We start from the raw sequence: 21,089 nt of genomic DNA on the forward strand, positions 1-21,089 counted from the left end.
ATACAATAAAATCAATTAAACAAAAGATTTTGATTGATATTTTATATAAAATTGCCATTTTGGCTAAATTTGTCAAATTTTGCCAAATTCAGCCATTTTTAAGATGGGTGGCATGGTTGATGTGCTGGTATGTAGTAGGCTATACAAATTTAAGACAAGCTTAAGGCAGATGATGTATAATGTGGTTTATTATTAAAATGGTCATAAGATGACAAAATCACAAAGTTGTAAAAAAATTGACGCACTAAAAGCAAAAAAATAACAACGGAGCTTGCCATGAGTCGAATTTTACTCATCGAAGATGATGTGGATATTGCCAAAAGCCTAATCGCAGGGCTTGGCATGCAAGGCATGAGCGTGGAGTGGTTCGGTGATGCCAAAACAGGCGAGTCGGCGTTATCCATGTCGGCTTTTGATGCGGTGCTGCTGGATTTGACCTTGCCAAAGGGCGACGGCATGCAGGTGCTGGCCAATTGGCGAGCCAAAGGCATCGATACGCCAGTGCTGATTATCACCGCACGAGATGCCATTGCCAATCGAGTGGCAGGGCTAAACGCTGGAGCAGATGATTATTTGGTCAAGCCGTTTGATTTGGACGAGATGATTGCTAGATTGCAGGCATTGATTCGCCGCAGTCGTGGGCGTAGCCAGTCGCTGATTCAATACGGCAAAATCAGCTTTGATACCCAATCACGGCAGGTGTTTTATCAGGATAAACTGGTGGAGCTGACTGGCAAAGAGCTGGCATTGCTCGAAGAATTTTTGGCATCACCCAAGCAAATCCACAGCCGTGCCGCCCTTGAGGATAAGCTGTACGGCTGGAGTGCTGAGGTGGACAGCAACACCATCGAGGTACATATTCATCATTTGCGTAAAAAATTTGGCAGTGATTTTATCTCAACCAAGCGTGGCATTGGCTATTATCTCAATCCTAACTGGTCGATGTTATCGGCATCTTAGCCATTGATGGTTAATCATGGCAAACCAAGGGTAAATTTACCCACTGTTTGATTTTGTTGGTTTTTAATATTTGATATTTGGCATGGCGGATTTTGCAATGATTTTATCAAGTCAATTTATACTTTGTGCCGCCATTTGCCAAATCAATTGACAAAACCAATTTATCAAGCCAATCACTTTGCCGATAAATAGCTCTTAACAAAACCCAAAAGTAGGTCAATTCATGAAAAAATCTTCCGCCAATTACAGTATCCAAGGCAGGCTGCTAAAAGTATTATTGGTAGGATTGCCTATTATGTGGCTTGGCATTATGGCAATCATCGGCGTCAAGCTGTGGCAAAATATGAGCCAGCTGGGTGATACGCAAATGACCCAGTTGTCTGGCTATCTGTTGGCAACTTCTCGCCATATGGCTGATGATGGTCGGACGCTGATTGTTGATAAAAGCGTGGATTTTGAGTCGTTAAGCGAAGAGCTGTTTGATGACATCGAAGATGATCACATGGGTTTTGCCATTTGGGACAGTCAGGGACGGCTGCTGATTGCCGATGATAGTGGCGAAAATTTTCATTTTTACCCACAATTTCAAGGCTTTACCGAAATTAGCAGTGGTATCAATCCGCTGAATGAACGCTGGCGGCTGCTGTATATCAGCGATAAGCGTCAAGGCAGAGTGATTGCCGTTGGGCAAAATTTGGAGTCTCGCCAAGAGCTGATTTTGACGGCGTTGGTGGTGCAATTGGTGCCAGCGTTGGTGGGGTTGGTGCTGTTTTTGCTGCTGGTGTGGTGGTCGGTTCGCCGTGGTTTTGCACCGCTGGCATCATTGGGTGAGCGACTACAAAAGCGAGATCCTGCCGACAGTAGCCCCTTGGATATCGATGTGCCAAAAGAAGTCCGCCCTTTGGTTGTGTCATTAAATCATTGGTTTGTCAAGGTATCGGACGCCATCGCACGAGAAGAGCGTTTTACCGCCGATGCATCGCACGAGCTAAAAAGCCCATTGACGGCACTCAAACTGCAAGCCGACATGCTGGGGCAGGCGATTTTGTCGGCAAATCTTGACGATGAGCATGAACGCACCTTGTATGAGCATCACCTTGCCATCACCGCTGGCATCAAAAGAAGCAATCACTTGGTCAGTCAGCTATTGACTTTGGCAAAGCTGTCGGCGGCAGACGGTCAGCAGTTTGTGTTTGACACGCCGATTGATTGGCAAAAAATCAGCGACACGGTGCTATCACAGAGCAATCTGGCTGCTCGCCAAAAGCATAGTAAGCTTAGCCGCACGATGGCAAGCGATCCGCTGGCGTTGTGCGGTGATGAAGTTTTGATTGAGATTTTATTAACCAATTTGATTGATAATGCCATTCGTTATTGCCCAGAAGGCAGCAATATTTGCCTTGAGATTGGCAAGCATCATGTGGCGGTGCGTGATGACGGCTTGGGCGTTGATGAGCAGCATTTGGCACGGTTGAGCGAGCGGTTTTTTCGCCCTGCAGGTCAAGTGCAATCTGGCAGCGGTTTGGGCTTGTCGATCGTGATGCGAATTTGCCAAATGCATGGGTTGAAGGTGCAATTTGATAATCTGTATCAAGATGCTCGCCGTGTCGGTTTTTGTGTTACACTGTCAAAATCAGCCAAAACGCCGCACAAAATTTGACCCATGACTCATGCAAAATTTTAAATGCTTGCCCAAAACCCAAAAAAGTGTAAGTTTATGTTACAACGGCAAATTTTTTTAAAAATTTTATCATTTATCGCTTTTACTTATGGATAAAATAAGCTAACATATGCTAATTTTTCTCAATGTTGTGATTGCTGCCGCCATTAGATGATTTTTTATAAATTTTCTAATCAAAAAATTAAGCACTGGCTTAAGTTTTATGCTCAGCTTTGCGGTAGTCATCACCGATAATTCTGTTTATCAGATTGATGAAAAAAGATTAACAATCAAATGGCAAAAATTTCATGACTCAAACATCAACCAAGCAAATCATTTTTAAGCCATGGCAGATGGCATTGATTGTCCTGTTATTGATTGCGGTGTTTGGATTTTTGGTGGCATATTTGCTAAAAAGCGAAACGGCAAGACCAATCGTCATCGAGCCACAACGATTGTCGTCGGTGCAGTTGTCAGCATTACAAAAAGTTATCGAGCCGATGGGTGGCGTGCGGTTTTTTAGTGCAGATTTATTACAAATTCAACAAAAAATCAGCCAGCTGTCATGGGTTGAGAGCGTCAGCGTCCGCCGTGACTGGAATCAAGGCGTGGTGGTGGCGGTAACTGCACGCAAGCCTGTGGCAAATTTTGGTAGTGATAGGCTTTTGGACGCCAATGGTGTGGTGTATGAGCCTGCCGACAGCGGTCAGTTGATGGACAGCCGATTGGTGAATTTGCACGGCCGTGATGGCGAATCCCAGCAAATCATGCAGCAGCTTAAGCAAGTCAATGCTTGGTTTGCACCGCTGGGCATTCATGTGCAGGATTTGATTTTGACCCCCCGTCAGACTTGGGTGATTCGCTTTAATAACGGCATGCGTATCGTGGTTGATTACGAAAACACAGAACAAAAATTGTACAATTTGGCAATTCAGCTAAAAACCGCTTTGGCAAATGATTTTGCCAAGATTGACTCTGTGGATTTGCGTTACAAAAACGGTTTTGCCATCGCTTGGCGGCATTAATCGGTTTGGTGGTAACAATTTGGCAGTTTTTGCAAGTTTTTATGGTTTGAGTCGCTCGACTTTGACTCAACTTTGATGTGTTGAGATTTAATAGTTTGCAAGAATAGTTTTAATAAAATTTGGCGAATTTGCACCGCATTTTGGCAATGTTTGGATATGATTGCTCGGCGGTGGCGTTGAGGTACTTTAAGGAAACCGTGTGACACTTCAAGTGGTAATACATATCAGCTCCACGGCGGTTTGTACAGCTGTTGGTCAGTTTGAGACCAAAGGCTCGGACAAGCTGCTAAAAATCACTGCCGTGGGCTTGGCACATACTGATGCGTTTTTTGGTGGGCGAGTGATCAATCGTGAGTACTTGCTGTCTGCCATTCATAAATCAGTGCGAGAAGCCAGCAACATGGCAGGGCTGCAAATCATCTCAGCAGCACTGTGTATCTCATCGCCCAGCATGCAATCACGCAATATGTTCAAGCAGGTTGCCATCAATTCGCCAGATTGCACCATTGCCCAAGACCATATCCAACAAGCCATCGATGCGATGATTGGTGAAGTGGCTCGTGATGAGCGGACGATTTTTCAGCTAAACCGCCAGTTGGTTTTTTTGGACGATTATCATGTCCAAGATGCACTGGGTCTAAGTGCCAAAAAAATCGGCGTGGCAAGCCATGCCATTGATATGCCAACGCATCAACTAGAGCAGATCATCGGCATGATTGAGCAAGACGATTTGCATGTGGAGACCCATATTTTTGATGGCATTGCGGGTGCAGAGTATGCCTTGACACTCGAAGAAAAACAAAAAGGCGTTTGTTTTATTGACATCGGTGCCAGCACAACTAAGGTTTGCATTTATAAAGACGGCGTACTGATTGACACCCATTGCATCGAGATGGGCGGCGTCATGGTGGATATGGACATCGCCAAAGAGTGCGGCATTGCTTTGTCTGATGCTGAGAGTTTTAAACGCCAAGAAGGTACGCTCAATCGCAATAAACACAGCCCTGCGGCAGTGGTTACTTATAAAAAACACAGCAAGCAAGAAAAAACCATGCTCAGACGAGAGCTAAACCAAGTCATCGAAGCTCGCTATCGTAAGCTGCTTGATGAAGTGATGGCTTGTATTGACCCCAATTTGCTGGTCAGCTTGGACGCAGGCGTGGTGCTGGCGGGTGGCGGTGCTTTGATGGACGGTTTATTGACTTTTGCTTGCAACCATATTGGCATCAAAGCTCGCATGATTCACAGTAATCCTTTACTTCGAGCCAATGTCGATCATCTGGCCGATGATGATATCCGAGTGCTGAACGAACATATCGCCAATAACACGCTACATACTGCCATTGGGGCGTTGTTGTACATGGGTAGTGAGCAATTTGCCCGAGATCAGCAGACCCAAGAAGTCGATGCCCAAGCGGATTCTTGGCTGGCTGAGCAGATTGGAGCGGTGTCGAGCATGTTTGGGCGTTTTGTGGCGTGGGTGAAGCGAGTTTTGTAGGTTTTTGCTCAATTTGTCGGCAAGCTTTGGGCGAATGATGGTTTTGATGCCAAATTTGCGAAATTTTTTAGGATAATTTATCTATCAAAGCTATGCTTGGCTTGCCAAAAGTGCTGTTTGTGCGTACAATGGTACTATCATATTTTATACTTTTTGTTTATTTGACTTTTTCTTGGAGTAGGTTATGAAATACGGAATGGCTGATGATGCTCAACCAGAAACCAATGGTCAAACACGCATCATTGTGTTTGGTGTTGGCGGTGGCGGCGGTAACGCTGTGGAACACATGGTTCGCCAAAATGTCAAAGGCATCACTTTTGTGTGTGCCAATACCGATTTGCAAGCATTAAATAGAATGACAGCACCTAATAAAATCCAAATCGGTGCTGCCGAGACTCGTGGCTTGGGTGCAGGCGGTGATCCTGAAGTGGGTCGCACATCTGCTGAGAGCAACGAAGAAGAAATCCGTGCAACCCTAGAGAATTATGACATGGCATTTATCACCGCAGGTATGGGTGGCGGTACCGGTACTGGTGCAGCCCCTGTGGTGGCTCGCATTGCCAAAGAAATGGGCATTTTGACCGTCGCTGTGGTAACCACGCCATTTAGCTTTGAAGGCAAACGCCGTGCCGCCGCCGCCAAAAACGGCATCGACTCTTTGGCACAGCATGTGGACTCTATCATCACCATTCCAAATGATAAGCTAACGCAAGCTTATCGCAATCTGACCATGGTCGATGCGTTCAAAAAAGTGGACGATGTCCTGCTGTATGCGGTGAATGGCTTGACCGAAACCATCATCAACCCAGGTCTTATCAACATTGACTTTAGAGATGTGACAACGGCGATGAGATCCAAAGGCTATGCGATGATGGGTATTGGCCGCTCATCAGGTAGTGATCGTGCAACCGAAGCAATGGAAAAAGCCATTCGCTCGCCACTGCTTGATGATCTGAACCTAACCAATGCCCAAGGCTTGATTATTAATATCATCGGCTCTGGTGTGAGCATGGAAGAAGTGATGGCGATCGTTGATATTGGCGAAGGCATCATGGCAGATGATGCCGATGTATTCTATGGCTATGTTGATAATCCAGAGATGGAAGATGAAATCCATGTTACTGTCATCGCCACTGGCTTGAACATGAAGCAGCCAACAGCAAGCAAAGTACAACAAGCAGAAGCGGCGGTACTAGACAGCCATACCAGTGCCTTTGCAGAGCATCGCCAAACACACACGCCACGCCCAGGCGCACCTACGCCAATCAGTGTTGGTACTTATCTGGACCAAGACGCACCTAAGCCAGTCAGTGTTGGTACTTATCTGCAGCAACAACAGCAAAAAAATGGCTAAGTTTATCCAGCTGCTCAAAGCTCTGCCGATTCGGTAGGGCTTTGTTTTTGATAAACTTTGGATAATGATGATAGGCAATCGATGGATAATTTGACAATGCCAAAGGTAGATTTGCACATGCACAGCACTTGTTCTGATGGCACAAATACGCCGTCAGAGCTGGTCAAAAAGGTTAGCCAAGCAGGCATCAGTATGATGGCACTGACCGATCATGACACCATCAAAGGCATCGATGAAGCTCGGCAAATGGCCGATATGCTTGGCGTGCAGGTGATTAACGGTGTCGAAATCAGCTGCACGCACACCTTGATGGGCGGCTATGGCAAATACCAAAGCATTGATAAAATCATTCATGTGGTGGCGTTGGATTTTTGGGATACTGCCAAGATGGACGCAGCCTTACAAGCCTTACAAGACAGTCGCCACCGCCGTGGCTGGCAGATGGTCGAAAAACTGGCAACGATTTTGTCAGATGACAGCGATAAGCGTACCGACTTACAAAACGCCATCTGGCAACAGGTGCTGGCCAAAGCAGGCGGCAACGCTCGAGCGGTGGGACGGGCCCACATCGGGCAGGTGCTGCACGAGATGGGTTTTGTGCCGACTGTGCAGGCGGCGTTTGATAAGTATTTGGCGGACAATAAGCCTGCTTATGTGCCGATTGAGACCATTAGCATGGCGGACGCTGTGGCATTGATTCATGATTGTGGCGGTTTGGCAGTGCTGGCTCACCCAACTCGCTATAAGCTGTCCGCCACACGCACCCAGCGGCTGATTGCTGACTTTGCAGGTTGTGGCGGTGATGGCTGCGAATTGCCAAATAATGAACCGCTTAGCACGGTGGATATGGTCAGTCGTGCCATCGCCAAGCACGGCTTGCTGGTGTCTTTGGGCAGTGATTTTCATGGCAGTAATATGCCGTGGCGAAAACTGGGTGCAACTGCCGCTATTTGTGATGGGCAAATGGGCGTGTGGCAGCGATTTGCCAATCCGTCGCTTTGATTTTGGCATGGCAGTGATTTCATTTGATAAGTTTAACAGATGAAATAATTTATCTTAACTTATTTATCCAAAATCAATCAATTGCTCAAAACTATCAACCAACACCGCCAAAGTTGCCATCAATCCAAATCCGACAGGCGATATTTGAGAGCATCTAGGCAAACGGACAGCCCAAACCCCCGATATTGCAAAAATCGCATTTGCCGTGCCTTATCCTTGGGGGTGGTGGGCGGCATTTCGCCATATTTGCGAGTGCGTGCTTCGACCGCCAATTTGAGCCAATCAATCTCATCACAATCGCCAGACAGCACCGTGCCATCGGTCAGCGTATCAATATTGGCATCAGCAATCAAAGCGTCAAGGCTGGCATCGCCATCAAGCTGGATTTGGGCATGTTTGAGTCGCTGCTTGATGTGGATTTTGCCACGCCCTTTGCGGATACTTTCACGAATCAGCATGGCGGCACAGCGGTCATCGGATTGGTAGCCTTTTTGGGCAAATTCGACAATCAAGGCATCTACTGCAGTTGCATCACAGCCTTTGGCGAGCAATTTTTGTTGCAGTTCGTGGCGTGATAGCTCACGATGCGACAGATAATAAAATGCTAGCCATCGCAGATAATTGGTCGCACGGTCGGCAGTGATGAGCGGTTCAATGGCGACATCTTTTAGGCGTTCGGCAAGTTTTTCGGGCATGGCAGCGGTGGCGTTGCCCTGTTTGGCATCATCAAGCAAGGCTTTGATGGGCGTGCTTTGTCTGCTTTGTCTGCTTTGTGCGTTTTGTTGGGTTGAGCGTTGCGGCAGGCGTGGTGCGGTTTTGGTTGTTGGCTTGGTTTGCTGATTGTCGTTTGATGATTGGGTGTTTGGCGGATTTTGTCGATTGGCTTTGGATAAAGGCAGTGCGTCGTCATTGGGCAAATTTTGCTGATGCGACACAAAGGGTTTTGTCAATGTTGCTTGTTTTGTGGATTTGCCGTCAGATTTTTGATGAGTTTGGACAGTTTTATCAAAGCCAGTTTTACCAAAACCAGCTTTGGCAGTGCGCTTGGGCAGCTGATTAAAGCGTGGCGGCGTGGTTGTGGTCAATTGATAAAAATTGCTCTCGTCTAACACCTGCGGCTGATAATTATCGGCAGAAACAGGCGACTCGCCCATTTCTACCAAGATTTCGGATAAGGTTTTGATGCTCATGCGGCAAGATTAAAAAGCGTCATCTTCCATGCCTTCGACAAATTCAGGCACTTCGTCAGGCTCATGAGCTGGTGCGGCAGGCTGCGTTGAGAGTTTGGCTTCACGGACTTTGGCTTCAATCTCGGCAGCGATGGCAGGGTTTTCTTGCAGGTATTTGACGGTGTTGGCTTTGCCTTGACCAATTTTACCATCGCCATAGCTGTACCATGCACCCGATTTGCCGACCGCACCGATGTCCACGCCCAAATCGATGACTTCACCCAAGCGGTTGATGCCTTCGCCGTACATGATTTGAAATTCGGTTTGGCGAAATGGCGGTGCCATCTTGTTTTTGATGACTTTGACACGAGTTTCTGAACCGACAATTTCTTCGCCTTCTTTGACGCCACCGATACGGCGAATGTCTAGGCGAACCGATGCGTAGAATTTTAGGGCATTACCGCCAGTGGTGGTTTCTGGTGAGCCGAACATCACGCCAATTTTCATGCGGATTTGGTTAATAAAAATCACCATGCAGTTGGAACGCTTGGCGTTACCAGTGATTTTACGCAAGGCTTGGCTCATCAGGCGAGCTTGCAGACCCATGTGGCTGTCGCCCATTTCGCCTTCGATTTCAGCTTTTGGGGTCAGTGCCGCTACCGAGTCCACAACAATCATATCCACCGCACCAGAACGCACCAACATATCGGCAATCTCCAGTGCTTGCTCGCCATTGTCAGGCTGCGACACCAGCAAATCATCGATATTTACACCCAATTTTTTGGCATAAATGGGGTCAAGGGCGTGTTCGGCATCAATAAAAGCACAAGTGCCACCTTGTTTTTGGCATTCGGCGATGGTTTGTAGGGTCAGTGTGGTTTTACCTGAGCTTTCAGGGCCAAAAATCTCAATGATGCGACCTTTTGGCAAGCCGCCAATCCCTAGGGCGATGTCCAATCCCAAAGAGCCTGTCGATACCACATCAACATCAAGTTTGGCGGTTTCATCGCCCAGATGCATGATGGTGTTTTTACCAAATTGTTTTTCGATTTGGGCGAGTGCTGCTTTGAGTGCTTTTTCTTTATTTTCGTCCACGGTGTGTTCCTTTTTAGGGTGGCAAATTGCCCAAAGGACAAATCGCCAACGATGAAATTAACCGCCCAATTATAGCATAAATTCGCCTGCTGGGGTGAATTTTCGCCGTGATAAATCGCTGGACTTGTCGATGATTTGGCGTTGATTTTAAAAACTTTTATCCCAAAAACTGTTATTTTAGAAATAGTTATCCCAAAACTGTCCAAGCAAGCTGCTTAAGAAAATTGCCCAAAAATTATCAAAACAAATTATTCAAAAACCAAGATAGCAAAATCAAGACAACAAACCGCAAGGCAAATGACGCAACAATTTTGGCAAAATGGTCAATGATAAAAACATCGGTCAAAATTTGTGGTACAATTTGCCAAAGCAAAGACAGCACTAAAGGCAATATTAAAAACAGCATTACAGATATAATGCCAATTGGGCTTGTGTGTCTAAAAATTTTAATCACTTAGGGAGAATCTGATGACAAATCAACGCTTTGGCGATGCCATTTTGGCGTTATGCACTCGTTTTGGCAAGCAAGTTTCGACCAATTTGACCGTGCGTCAGCAGCACGCCCACACCACCACCTGGCTGGCCAATGAACCAGCCGATGCGGTGCTTGTCGCTCACAGCACCCAAGATGTCGCCGATGCAGTCAAAATTTGCCACGAATATCGCATGCCAGTGATTGCCTTTGGGATTGGCTCATCGCTTGAAGGGCAGCTAAACGCCCCTGATGGCGGCTTGTGCATTGATATGTCGCAGATGAACCAAGTGCTGCACATTAACGCTGAAGACTTGACGGCAACCGTGCAAGCAGGCGTAACTCGTGAAGCACTCAACCACGAGCTGCGAGCAACGGGGCTATTTTTCCCTTTAGACCCCGGGGCGAATGCGACCATCGGCGGCATGGTGGCGACTCGGGCGTCGGGCACTAATGCGGTGCGTTATGGCACGATGAAAGATGTGGTGTTGGCGTTAGAAGTGGTGCTACCAAGTGGTGAGATTATCAAAACTGGCAGTCATGCCAAAAAATCATCAGCAGGCTATGATTTGACTCGCCTGATGATTGGTTCAGAAGGGACTTTGGGCATCGTTACCAGCGTGACCGTGCGACTTTTTGGGCAGCCAGAAGTGGTGGGCAGTGGTTTGTGTCATTTTCCAAGCATTGATATGGCATGCCAAGCAACGATTGCCACCATTCAGATGTGCTTGCCCATTGCTCGCATCGAATTGTTAGACCCCATTCAAATCCGTGCTTGCAATCAATATTCCAAATTAAGCCTACCAGAGCAGCCGACCTTATTTGTCGAATTTCACGGCACACAGCAAGGCGTTGCCGAGCAGACGACATTGTTTGGCGAAATCATTGCCGATTTTGGCGGTACGGATTTTGAGTGGAGCAGTGATGAGACCAAGCGTAAAAAACTGTGGACGGCACGCCATCATGCGTACTTTGCCAGCTGTGCGTTGCGACCGACCGCCAAGGGGTTATCCACCGATGCTTGCGTACCGATTTCACGACTGGCAGAATGCGTCACGGCGACGCAGGCGGACATTAGCGAATCAGGCATGCTGGCGCCGATTGTCGGCCATGTGGGCGATGGTAATTTTCATGTGCTGTTATTGGTGGATACCGACAATCCAGATGAGCGGCAAAAGGCGGATAAGATTTTGACACGTCTAGCTCATCGTGCAATCGAGATGGGCGGCACTTGCACAGGCGAGCATGGCATTGGGCAGGGCAAGCGTAAATATATGCACAAAGAGCATGGCGATGCCATCAATGTGATGCGTGCCATCAAGCAGGCGATTGATCCGCACAATATCATGAATCCTGGCAAGATTTGGCTTGATGAAGTTTAGGGTTTGCTGGGCGTAAAGGTGGCTTAATGGCAGCTACAAAAGTGGCATTAAGCCAGCATGGGCGGACGGCACAACTGGGCTTTAGCTTGATTGAGCTGATGGTGGTGCTGGCGATTTTGGCGATGCTGGTGGCGATTGCCATGCCAGCTTATGAGTCGATGATGCGGCATTATGAATCGCATGTGGTGAGCCGCCATCTGCAAGAGTCGATTCGTCGCGCCAAGATTGAAGCGGTTTTACACCAACAAGATGTTATCATTTGCCCAGTCAATCACAGTGGCCGCTGCGATCGCTACGGTCAGTCAGGGCTGATGGTTTTTGTGGATAAAAACCGCAACAACCAACAAGACGATACCGACATCGTGGTGATGCAGCAGCCATTGGCTCTAAAATACGGTGCTTTATCCATGAGAGTGTCGCTGGCACGCCATTATATCAAGTTCATGGGCGACAGTGCCAAACCCCGTGGTCATATCGGTAGTATTTATTACTGTTCAGAGCGTGCGGCATTGTCACATCAGACGGTGATTAATATGTATGGGCTGGTCAGCGTCAAGCAGGGCGATGTCAAGCAGTTGGATTGTCAATAATCGCCCTAAAATTGCCAATCGCCCTAAAATTGCCTAAGATTGAGAAAAATCACCCACGCCAAATATAAATTAATAAGATAAATTAAACGATTAAATATATTTTAACAGCGAATATGATTCAACTGATTGACACCCACACTCATTTTGATGTGCCTGAATACGACAGTCAGCGTCAAGCATTTGCCCAGCGTGCCTATACGCAGGGTGTGGCACATTTGCTACTGATCGGCTATTTGGCACAGCATTTTGGGCGTATGCTCAGAGCCAATGACGCCATCAATCAGCTAAACCACGCCCCCAAATCGCATTTGGCGTTTGGGCTGCACCCGTTATACATCACCGAGCAAAGCGAAAACGATTTGCTTATTTTAGAAGATTATCTAAAAAATCACCCAACTGTTGCCATTGCTGAGATTGGACTGGATGGCTACCCAAAAGACCTGCAAGATGCCCAGATTTATGCCAAGCAGCAGCGGTTTTTTATTGAGCAAATTTGCCTTGCCAAACAGTACCAAAAACCGATTTTATTGCACATTCGCAAAAGCCATGCCGATGTGCTAAAGATTTTAAAAGCCCAAAAATACCGAGCGGACGAGCTGGGCGGCATTGCCCACAGTTTTAGCGGTGGCGAGCAAGAAGCCTTGGCTTTTGTGAAGCAGGGCTTTAAACTGGGCATTACAGGGCAAATCACCAATCCCAATGCCAAAAAACTGCACCGAGCTGTGCAGGCGGTATTTGCCAAATATGGCGTGCAGGCGTTTGTGATTGAGACCGATTGCCCAGACATGATGCCGTTGCCGTGCCAGCACTTGGGGCAGTTTAATGAGCCTGCCAATTTGCCGTTTGTGCTGGCGACATTGGCAGAATTATTTAATATTGATAAACAAACCTTGGCAGAAAAATTATGGCAAAACAGTTGCCAAGCCTTACGCACCGATTGGAAATATGATGACAGATTTTATGAATAATATTTTAAATAATCATTCAAATAATACTTTAGCTCAAGCAGCGGACAACGCAGACAGCCCAAAGATGGACTATGAACGCCGATTCATGGGCGTGGGGGCGTTGTACGGTGTCGATGCTTTGGGTAAATTCGCCAATGCCATCGTCTATGTCATCGGTGTCGGTGGTGTCGGCTCTTGGGCAGCGGAGAGCTTGGCTCGCACAGCGATTGGGCATATCGTACTGGTGGATATGGATATTCTGGTTGAGAGCAATATCAACCGCCAGTTGCCCGCCAGCAGTCAGACGCTTGGCGAAAGTAAGATTGATGTCATGGCAGCACGCATTCAAGCCATCAATCCAGCGGCACGCATTGAGTGCGTTGATGAGTTTTTGACCACGGACAATGTCCAACAAATCCTGCCAGATAAGGCAACCGTGGCAGCACTACAAGCCGCTGGCAAAACGGTGGTTGTGCTTGACTGCGTGGACGATATGGCGGCAAAACTTGCCATTGCTTTGCATTGCAGATTTCACAAAATCAAATGCGTCATCGCAGGCGGCATGGGTGCAAAAATCGATCCCACACGCCTAAAAGTTGCCGATTTAAAAGATGCCAACTACGATCCGCTGCTTGCCAGACTGCGTGCCAAATTGCGTGAAAAAGGCATCGCCAAAGGTGGCAAGCATAAATTTGGGCTAAAATGCGTGTACTCGGACGAGCCACCAAAGACGGCATCGACCTGCCAAACTGGGCTAAATTGCGGCGGTTATGGCTCAGCAGTGGTGGTTACGGCGAGTGCTGGCATGGTCATGGCAAGTGCGGCTTTTGATATCATCGCACGACAATAAAATTGTCTTGATTAATTGATTAAATTAATTAGTTAAAAAGCTTAATCATATCAAATCTACCCTGATAACAAACACAAAAAATGGGTGAAATCATCACCCATTTTTTTTGACTATTTGACTGTATAAAACAAGTCGCCAAGATAAAGTTGGCAATTATTCGGCACGCAGCAAATCGTTTAGGCTGGTTTTGGCACGAGTTTGGGCATCGACTTTTTTGACGATGATGGCAGCGTATAGGCTGTGCGTGCCGTCTTTGCTTGGTAGGCTACCTGGTACGACCACCGAGCCAGCTGGTACACGGCCATAGTGGATTTCGCCAGTTTCACGATCATAGATGCGAGTGGATTGACCGATGTACACACCCATAGAGATGACCGAACCTTCTTCGACGATCACGCCTTCAACAATCTCAGAGCGTGCACCGATAAAGCAGTTGTCTTCGATGATGGTTGGGTTGGCTTGTAGTGGCTCAAGTACGCCGCCGATGCCCACACCGCCTGACAGGTGGACATTTTTACCGATTTGGGCGCAGCTGCCGACAGTCGCCCAAGTATCAACCATCGTGCCTTCATCGACATAAGCACCGATATTGACATATGATGGCATCAGCACCACATTTTTGGCTTGAAAGCTGCCACGGCGAGCAACAGCAGGCGGCACGACACGCACGCCAGCGGCACGGAATTGCTCATCGCTCCAATCGGCGTGTTTGGTGGCGACTTTGTCATAAAAACGCAAATCGCCAGACTCGATAGGCTGGTTGTCGTTTAATTTAAAAGATAGCAATACGGCTTTTTTTAGCCATTGATGCACGACCCATTCACCGTCGATTTTTTCGGCGACACGCAATGAGCCATTATCCAAGCCTTCGATGGCAGCTTCAACCGCTTGGCGAATCTCTGGCGATACCGTTTCGGCAGTGAAGTTGGCACGGTCGTCAAAGGCTTGTTCGATAATCGTTGCTAGATTTGACATAATATATCCTTAGCTGATGAAAAGTTGAGAATTTGCCTGTTATCCTAGCATATTTATTTATCAAAAAAAACCGATTTTCTTGATAAATTTGGCATAAGATTAGGACAATGACGCAAAAGCCACGCCAAAATATCACGATAGACACGCTGGGCATGGATTTCGTGCAGTGGCTCATGCCGCATATTGGGGTACAGTCGTGTGCTGACAGTATGATTGGCACGGATAAGTGCGTCATGCAGCCGCTCGATGTCTTGCCCCAAGTGGCTAACAGGATCGTCTTTGCCGCTGATGAGTAAAATCGGATAATTACTTGGCATATTGGCATACCAATCATCACGCATGGCACGCTGCATCAATGCCAATAAAGTAAAAAAGCCATTATTACTAAAGCAAAAACCGCACAGCTCGTCTTGCTCAAATGCGTCAATCGCCGCTGGATTCTCGGCAAGCCAAGCAAAGGGCGATGGACTGATGGGGGAGCGTAATTGACCGAGAAAATATTGGTTCATCAAAGCGGCGATTTGTGGATTGGGCTGCTTGGCGGCGATTTTGTTTAATAGGTTTAGTGCCACTAGGCTTGTGTGATTTAGCCAGCCAAAACTTTGTGCCGTCCCCATCAAAATTGCCCCATCAAAACGGATACTGTGGTGAATCAGCACCGTCCGCACCACAAACGAACCCATCGAATGCCCTATGATAAAATGCGGCACATCACAGGCTTGCTCTTTGAGCTTATCTGCCATGATGATGACATCTTTGCACAAAGCCTGAATGGGGTGCTTATCATCAAAAAAGCCCAGCTCGTACTTGTCCTTGACGGTGCGTCCATGCCCCAGTTGGTCATAGGTTGCCACCAGCACGCCATGATCTGCCAAAAACTGGGCAAAGTCAGCATAGCGTCCACTATGCTCGCTCATACCATGGACAATCAGCAAGGTCGCCACAATCTCACCTTTGGGTACAAAAAAGCGGTGATGTAGGCGGTGGATTTGGTTAGATGATAAGATGGTTTGAGTCATTGGAATATGTAGGCAAAATATAATGATTCCAATAATTTTATTGTATTTTTTTTATAAAATCCACCATATTGTGCAGATGTATGAATTTTACTGTCAGATTTCATATGCAAGTGCTACATATTTTGCCCACTTTTTTTGCTCAGAGCAGTCTGGCTTAAAATAAGACCCTGTTTTTTGTAGGTTTTTTGCTTTGCATCCACCCAAGCAAATGTATTTTAGATCGCATTTTTGACAATAGGGCATATTATTAATTTGAGTCTCTTGATTGATTTTTACTGTTTTTCTAAGAGCTGACGATAGGTTGAGATGTAAAATATTTCCCATTTTATTAACAAATTCATCGCATGGATAAATATCACCGTTGGAATCGATGCCAATAGACAAGCCAATGCCACAATTTAACTTATTTACACCATTGTTGTTATTGGTACTTGGGTTGATGGATTGAATAAATTCTGCAATTTCAATCGTTCTTTCATAGTAAAAATTTTTATATTCACTTGGTAAATTTTCGGCACGCCCAAAGTCTTCCAATTGGGCATTTAGGCGAATATTAGAGTTTGTCAAACCATGTGCATTCATAAAATCAAACAATTTGTTTTTGGTATCGTCAAAATTATGAGCCATAAGTGTAATCGCAACGGTTAGTTTTGATTTATCGGGAAAATTTTTGATAAATTTACTGATTTTTACAAAAGATCCTAAGCCACGAATTGTATCGTTAGTTTTTTGTGTTATTCCATCTAGAGAAACTTGTACTTCGGCAACATAGGGCACAAGATCGTCAATATTTCTTTTGCCATTGGTGAAAATTGTAACAGTAGAATGATTTGCTAGAAATTTAACCAAGTCTCCCAAATAGCGTTTTTGTGTAGGTTCTCCGCCAGAAATAGTGATTTTGGGATTTTTAATATACTCAAAGATTGCTTTAAAGCCAGTTTTCCACTGTTCCAAGCTAAGCTCTCCTGCTTGCTCCTTGTCGGCACTAATGTAACAGTGGGCACATCTTAAATTACAACTACGAGTAAGGCATAAGTGTATGTCGGTGGGATAGATTTCATTGCAAGAATAGCTCAGCTGAATGTCTGATAAAGGATAAATTTGAGCAATTTTTAATTTTTTCAAAAGGCTATTAATGGTTGATTTTACCTGTGGTAATTGTATGCCTTTTGATAATAAAAATTGCTCGGTATCAAGCACATTTTGTTCTTTAGAGAAGCTATAAAAAGCTATCGTCTCTAAATCATCTAATACTACTGAACTTGGCAAAGAAGGTATTATAAATAAATTTTTCTCACCAATTCGGTGGTAGGTCATGTGCTGATACAACATAAATTAACAATCCTTACGCTTGTGTGTAGTGCGACATTGACTTCTTTGTACATAAGTGATTTTTTCTTCATTTGATTCAGGCAATAGCGGCTCGTCAATCAAAATTTGTCGAGTTTGCAATTCTTCAAAAGAGGTTTTGTTCGACCATAATGCTTGGGCTTGTTGTTGATGCATCAAACTCATCATATAACTCCATAAGTGATAGATTAAAGAGTCTTAAATTCTAATATATATATGGCTGTCAATAAAAATATGAGACTGGCTGTAAAAACAAAAATACAATAAAAAAGCACAATAGAATTTAGCCTATTGTGCAATTAGCAAGATTATTTTATTCCAATCTTAAGCCGAGTCAAAAACACCCACCTTTCTCACCACGCTCGGCTTTTGCCAATTTTTCTTCGGCAAGGGCTTTGGCACTGCGAGCTGGTGGCGGACAGTCTTCGCCATAGTATTGACGGTCGGCAAAGTAGCTTGAGCGTACCATCGGATTTGCCCAAATGTTAAAAAAGCCCAATTTTTTGCCGTATTCGGTGTAGCGAGCGAACTCATCAGGGTGAACATAGCGATCTACAGGTGCGTGGTTTTTGCTTGGGGCGAGATATTGCCCGATGGTGATGATGTCCACATCGTGAGCTTTTAGGTCGTCAAGCAGGGCATAGACTTCTTCTTCGGTTTCGCCAAGCCCAACCATAAAGCCGCATTTGGTCGCCACATCTGGGCGGCGAGCTTTGTAGTCTTTGAGCAGCTTAAGCGAGTGCTGATAATCTGAGCCGGGGCGAAATGCCTTATACAGGCGTGGCACAGTTTCAATATTGTGGTTAAAGACATCTGGGGCAGTTTCGGCAAGCAGGTCAATCGCCAACTGCTCACGCCCACGAAAATCAGGAACCAAAATTTCAATCAGGCAATTTGGGCTTAGTGCCTTGGATTCTTGGATCACTTCTACAAAATGCCCAGCACCGCCGTCTTTTAAATCATCTCTATCCACGCTGGTGATGACGGCATATTTTAGTCCAAGTCCCAAAATGGTCTCTGCCGTGTGGCGTGGCTCGTCCTTGTCAAGCGGATTGGGTCTGCCGTGAGCCACTTCACAAAATGGACAGCGGCGTGTGCAAATGTCGCCCATAATCATAAAGGTCGCCGTGCCATCACCAAAGCACTGGGGCAGGTTAGGGCAGGCGGCTTCTTCGCAGACGGTGTAGAGTTTTTGTTTACGCAGGGTGGATTTGATGCGCTCAACTTCGGCAGGACTGGACAATTTGACACGAATCCAGTCAGGTTTTTTGGGCGTTTCTACCGTTGGAATGACCTTGATGGGAATGCGAGCCACTTTGTCGTAGCCACGCAGTTTTTCGCCTTGGACGGCTTTTTTTGGGGCGGGACGGGCTTCTGGGATAAAAGTTTGGACGCTCACGGCTGTATCCTAATTGTGCTAAATGATGTAAAAATATCTGCCATTATACGCTAATTTATTGGGATTTTGGCAAAAATTCCAAGCCAAAAATTGCCCAATTTGCCAAAAATCATCGGCATTGCTGCCAAATTGGTCAAATCCACCAACCAAAAGCCAGATTGGACAAATTGGGTAAATTGGCAGGCTGGACGACTGGGATTGGTTAATTTATCAGTTTGTCAATTTATCAACTCATCAACTTATTAACTTGTCAATTTAAGCCATCAATAAAAATCCACGCTCCGCACTTCAATCGGCAGACGGCTATCAATGGCAATCTTGCTGATGGTTTCGCCTGCCAAGTCATCGGGCAGATTTAGGCGTATCGTGCCTAATTGGTACAGACCATTGCTCAACTCATCGGCTTGATCACGCAAGGCGTGAGCCTGTGGCGGTGTGTTGATGGTGGCGGTTTTGCCACTTTGGGTGCTAAGGGTGATGGTGATGACACCATCATTGACCTTGGTATCACGACTGCCCCAAGGCGATAGGTGGATTGCCATGCCGCTGGCTTTGGCGACTTGGATATTGGCATGGGCGTGGGTGAGCTTGGCGATGTGGGTGATGGTGCTGATGACACCAAGCTCTGGCTCATCGCAGGCAGCTTTGACTTGTTCACGAGTCATCAAATTGGCATGACGGCATAGGCTTAGTGTATCGCCATCAGCGACAAAGTCATCATAATTGACCGTGGCAATCGCCATGGGTGTGGCACTTAGCCACTCAGCATCAATGCCAAAAATCGTATCAGGCAAAGCATCGCTGGCAGCTTGTGGCAGGGTGGTCGGTGCTGATTTTAGCGTGGCATCAAACCATGATAACGCTGCATCAGTAACCAGTTTTTCGTGGGCATCGACATCGGCACACGCCAGCATATCACAGCCGACACGGTCATCAAAGCCAATGCTGCTTAAGGTGCGATTGATATAATTATGGCCAAAACCTGGAATGCTGACGACACTGATAGCGTTTTGGCGTGGTTTGTCCAGCCAATGCCCCAGCCACTGGGTGGCGGCTTGATTGACATCGGCATCAAGTTTACCCAGTACCGCCAAATATGGCACATCGGCAGGCGGCGGCGAAATGTGGTCAAAGTCGTTGGTCTCGGCAGACGGCCCATAGCCAAACACGCCACGCAGCCGCTCACCGAACAATTCGGCAGCGGTATTGACCATCTCTGCCGAGCGTGAGTGGACAAACAGCCCAATTTGCCCAAAATCCATTCGCTTGGCGGTGTCATTATCGGCTTGCAGTTTATCCATGATTTGTGTCATCGCCTGCCGCCAAAGTGCCTGCTGACCTGACAGCTCGCCAGTTGCCACGCCACTGTATATCACGCTCAAATCTGGAATGATGACCGCATAGCCTGCCTTGGCCAGTGCTTCGCCAAGATATTGCATGCCGTGGTCAAATCGTCTGGGCTGGGCTCCTTTGGGACAAGGATAGGCAAATTCGTTATCATCGCAGTTTGGGGCTCGCAGATGGCTGATGATAATCACAGGGTGCTGCTTGGTATCATCAGGCAAAATCAGCAAACCCTGCTGCGGAATCTCGACACCGCCTGCCGACAGCGTCCCAAAATTAAAATCACGAACAACCACTTTGGCAGCGTTATCCGCTGTATTGGTATCGGCTGGCTTGACAGACGCTTGACTGCTGGGCTCGGCGTTGTGGCTGGGTGCGTCTGTTTCGCTCTTGGGTGAGCAGCCAGCCAGTATGGTAGTCATACCAAGCATACCAAGGGCAATCAAGGCGGCTTTTGGGCGTGATTTGTCAAAAATACGATGTGGCGGTTTTAAACTATCTATTTTCATAAAACTGTATTAACTTTAAATGATAAATTAAGAATAAATGGTTAAAATTTTGGCAAATTTTATCAAAAAATCACCAAAATCGCTTGGGTAAATACTTGATAAATTTTTGATAAATGGTTAAAAAATTTAACCAAGCGACTTATTTGGCGTGGTTAAGTGGTGGTATTTTGGCAAGTTTATCAAAGATTGATAAGATAACAATGATATAAAAGGAAAATTATACAAAAATTTGGCAGATTTGGGCAAAAATTTGGCTAAAAATGCAGGCAAGACTTGGCTAAAATTTGGAGAAAGACAGTCATGCCATCATGATTGAGCAGATTTTGGTACAGCCGGTTTTTGAAATTATCGGCAAATCTGGGCAAAAAAGCAGATTTTTGACCAAAAAAATGCTAAACTTAGCCTTTGGTTTTGATGATAAATGCGTGGCTTTGATGGATTGTTTGCCAAGTGGTGTCATTTGCCTGATATTTTGATATTTGCCGATTT

At 46.2% G+C, this 21,089-nt stretch carries 19 protein-coding genes; 11 read left to right on the forward strand and 8 right to left on the reverse strand.

Features of this window, described 5'->3' with window-relative positions; all coding sequences use genetic code 11:
- Window positions 1-276: 276 nt before the first annotated feature.
- The 6 genes from ACFBZI_RS05290 (at window position 277) to ACFBZI_RS05315 (ending at window position 7,499) form a co-directional block, all read left to right on the forward strand.
- Complete coding sequence (locus ACFBZI_RS05290) at window positions 277-960, forward strand: response regulator (protein WP_375715359.1); 684 nt, start codon at window positions 277-279, stop codon at window positions 958-960.
- Between the two features lie 223 nt (window positions 961-1,183).
- Window positions 1,184-2,620, forward strand: a complete 1,437-nt coding sequence (locus ACFBZI_RS05295) for an ATP-binding protein (RefSeq protein ID WP_375715360.1) — start codon at window positions 1,184-1,186, stop codon at window positions 2,618-2,620.
- 308 nt (window positions 2,621-2,928) lie between these two features.
- Entirely contained in the window at window positions 2,929-3,645 is a 717-nt protein-coding gene (locus ACFBZI_RS05300; RefSeq protein WP_375715361.1) for a cell division protein FtsQ/DivIB, read from the forward strand.
- 199 nt (window positions 3,646-3,844) lie between these two features.
- Window positions 3,845-5,143: a cell division protein FtsA gene (gene ftsA, locus ACFBZI_RS05305; RefSeq protein WP_375715362.1), complete on the forward strand. Its 1,299-nt coding sequence runs from the start codon at window positions 3,845-3,847 to the stop codon at window positions 5,141-5,143.
- Between the two features lie 196 nt (window positions 5,144-5,339).
- On the forward strand, window positions 5,340-6,497 hold the full coding sequence (gene ftsZ, locus ACFBZI_RS05310) for a cell division protein FtsZ (protein ID WP_375716320.1): 1,158 nt from the start codon (window positions 5,340-5,342) through the stop codon (window positions 6,495-6,497).
- A gap of 81 nt (window positions 6,498-6,578) precedes the next feature.
- Complete coding sequence (locus tag ACFBZI_RS05315) at window positions 6,579-7,499, forward strand: PHP domain-containing protein (protein ID WP_375715363.1); 921 nt, start codon at window positions 6,579-6,581, stop codon at window positions 7,497-7,499.
- A 119-nt stretch (window positions 7,500-7,618) separates the two neighbouring features.
- Here ACFBZI_RS05315 and ACFBZI_RS05320 read toward each other — a convergent pair whose 3' ends face one another.
- Together ACFBZI_RS05320 and recA are read right to left on the reverse strand one after the other, a co-directional pair.
- A complete protein-coding gene (locus tag ACFBZI_RS05320) occupies window positions 7,619-8,689 on the reverse strand; it encodes a regulatory protein RecX (protein ID WP_375715364.1) in 1,071 nt (356 codons plus the stop codon).
- A 9-nt stretch (window positions 8,690-8,698) separates the two neighbouring features.
- Entirely contained in the window at window positions 8,699-9,763 is a 1,065-nt protein-coding gene (gene recA, locus ACFBZI_RS05325; RefSeq protein WP_375715365.1) for a recombinase RecA, read from the reverse strand.
- Window positions 9,764-10,231: 468 nt separating this feature from the next.
- On the opposite strand from recA, the gene ACFBZI_RS05330 reads away from it, so the two are divergent.
- The 4 genes from ACFBZI_RS05330 to ACFBZI_RS05345 all read left to right on the forward strand — a co-directional run bounded on the left by ACFBZI_RS05330 (window position 10,232) and on the right by ACFBZI_RS05345 (window position 14,004).
- Window positions 10,232-11,617 carry an FAD-binding oxidoreductase gene (locus tag ACFBZI_RS05330; RefSeq protein ID WP_375715366.1) on the forward strand — a complete coding sequence of 462 codons (1,386 nt, stop codon included), beginning with the start codon at window positions 10,232-10,234 and terminating at the stop codon, window positions 11,615-11,617.
- A 26-nt stretch (window positions 11,618-11,643) separates the two neighbouring features.
- The gene (locus ACFBZI_RS05335) at window positions 11,644-12,207 is read left to right on the forward strand and encodes a GspH/FimT family pseudopilin (RefSeq protein WP_375715367.1); all 564 of its coding nucleotides are present in this window, start codon (window positions 11,644-11,646) and stop codon (window positions 12,205-12,207) included.
- Between the two features lie 113 nt (window positions 12,208-12,320).
- Window positions 12,321-13,175, forward strand: a complete 855-nt coding sequence (locus ACFBZI_RS05340) for a TatD family hydrolase (protein ID WP_375715368.1) — start codon at window positions 12,321-12,323, stop codon at window positions 13,173-13,175.
- The gene (locus tag ACFBZI_RS05345; protein WP_375715369.1) at window positions 13,168-14,004 is read left to right on the forward strand and encodes a tRNA threonylcarbamoyladenosine dehydratase; all 837 of its coding nucleotides are present in this window, start codon (window positions 13,168-13,170) and stop codon (window positions 14,002-14,004) included. Before ACFBZI_RS05340 ends, ACFBZI_RS05345 begins: the two co-directional genes overlap by 8 nt.
- Window positions 14,005-14,157: 153 nt before the next feature.
- Here ACFBZI_RS05345 and dapD read toward each other — a convergent pair whose 3' ends face one another.
- The 6 genes from dapD to ACFBZI_RS05375 all read right to left on the reverse strand — a co-directional run bounded on the left by dapD (window position 14,158) and on the right by ACFBZI_RS05375 (window position 20,600).
- Window positions 14,158-14,979: a 2,3,4,5-tetrahydropyridine-2,6-dicarboxylate N-succinyltransferase gene (dapD, locus tag ACFBZI_RS05350; protein WP_375715370.1), complete on the reverse strand. Its 822-nt coding sequence runs from the start codon at window positions 14,977-14,979 to the stop codon at window positions 14,158-14,160.
- A gap of 53 nt (window positions 14,980-15,032) precedes the next feature.
- A complete protein-coding gene (locus ACFBZI_RS05355) occupies window positions 15,033-15,998 on the reverse strand; it encodes an alpha/beta fold hydrolase (RefSeq protein WP_375715371.1) in 966 nt (321 codons plus the stop codon).
- Window positions 15,999-16,091: 93 nt separating this feature from the next.
- Window positions 16,092-17,330 (reverse strand): radical SAM protein, encoded by a 1,239-nt coding sequence (locus ACFBZI_RS05360; RefSeq protein WP_375715372.1) that lies wholly within the window; start codon window positions 17,328-17,330, stop codon window positions 16,092-16,094.
- Between the two features lie 3 nt (window positions 17,331-17,333).
- Window positions 17,334-17,516: a hypothetical protein gene (locus tag ACFBZI_RS05365; protein ID WP_375715373.1), complete on the reverse strand. Its 183-nt coding sequence runs from the start codon at window positions 17,514-17,516 to the stop codon at window positions 17,334-17,336.
- A 166-nt stretch (window positions 17,517-17,682) separates the two neighbouring features.
- Window positions 17,683-18,747 carry a lipoyl synthase gene (gene lipA, locus ACFBZI_RS05370; RefSeq protein WP_375715374.1) on the reverse strand — a complete coding sequence of 355 codons (1,065 nt, stop codon included), beginning with the start codon at window positions 18,745-18,747 and terminating at the stop codon, window positions 17,683-17,685.
- A gap of 263 nt (window positions 18,748-19,010) precedes the next feature.
- Window positions 19,011-20,600 carry an alpha/beta hydrolase family protein gene (locus ACFBZI_RS05375; protein WP_375715375.1) on the reverse strand — a complete coding sequence of 530 codons (1,590 nt, stop codon included), beginning with the start codon at window positions 20,598-20,600 and terminating at the stop codon, window positions 19,011-19,013.
- 284 nt (window positions 20,601-20,884) lie between these two features.
- On the opposite strand from ACFBZI_RS05375, the gene ACFBZI_RS05380 reads away from it, so the two are divergent.
- Window positions 20,885-21,076, forward strand: coding sequence for a hypothetical protein (locus ACFBZI_RS05380; protein ID WP_375715376.1), 192 nt, complete (start codon window positions 20,885-20,887; stop codon window positions 21,074-21,076).
- The last annotated feature ends 13 nt before the right edge of the window (window positions 21,077-21,089 follow it).

The sequence above is a fragment of the Moraxella marmotae genome, from assembly GCF_042219885.1.
Taxonomy (GTDB): domain Bacteria; phylum Pseudomonadota; class Gammaproteobacteria; order Pseudomonadales; family Moraxellaceae; genus Moraxella; species Moraxella marmotae.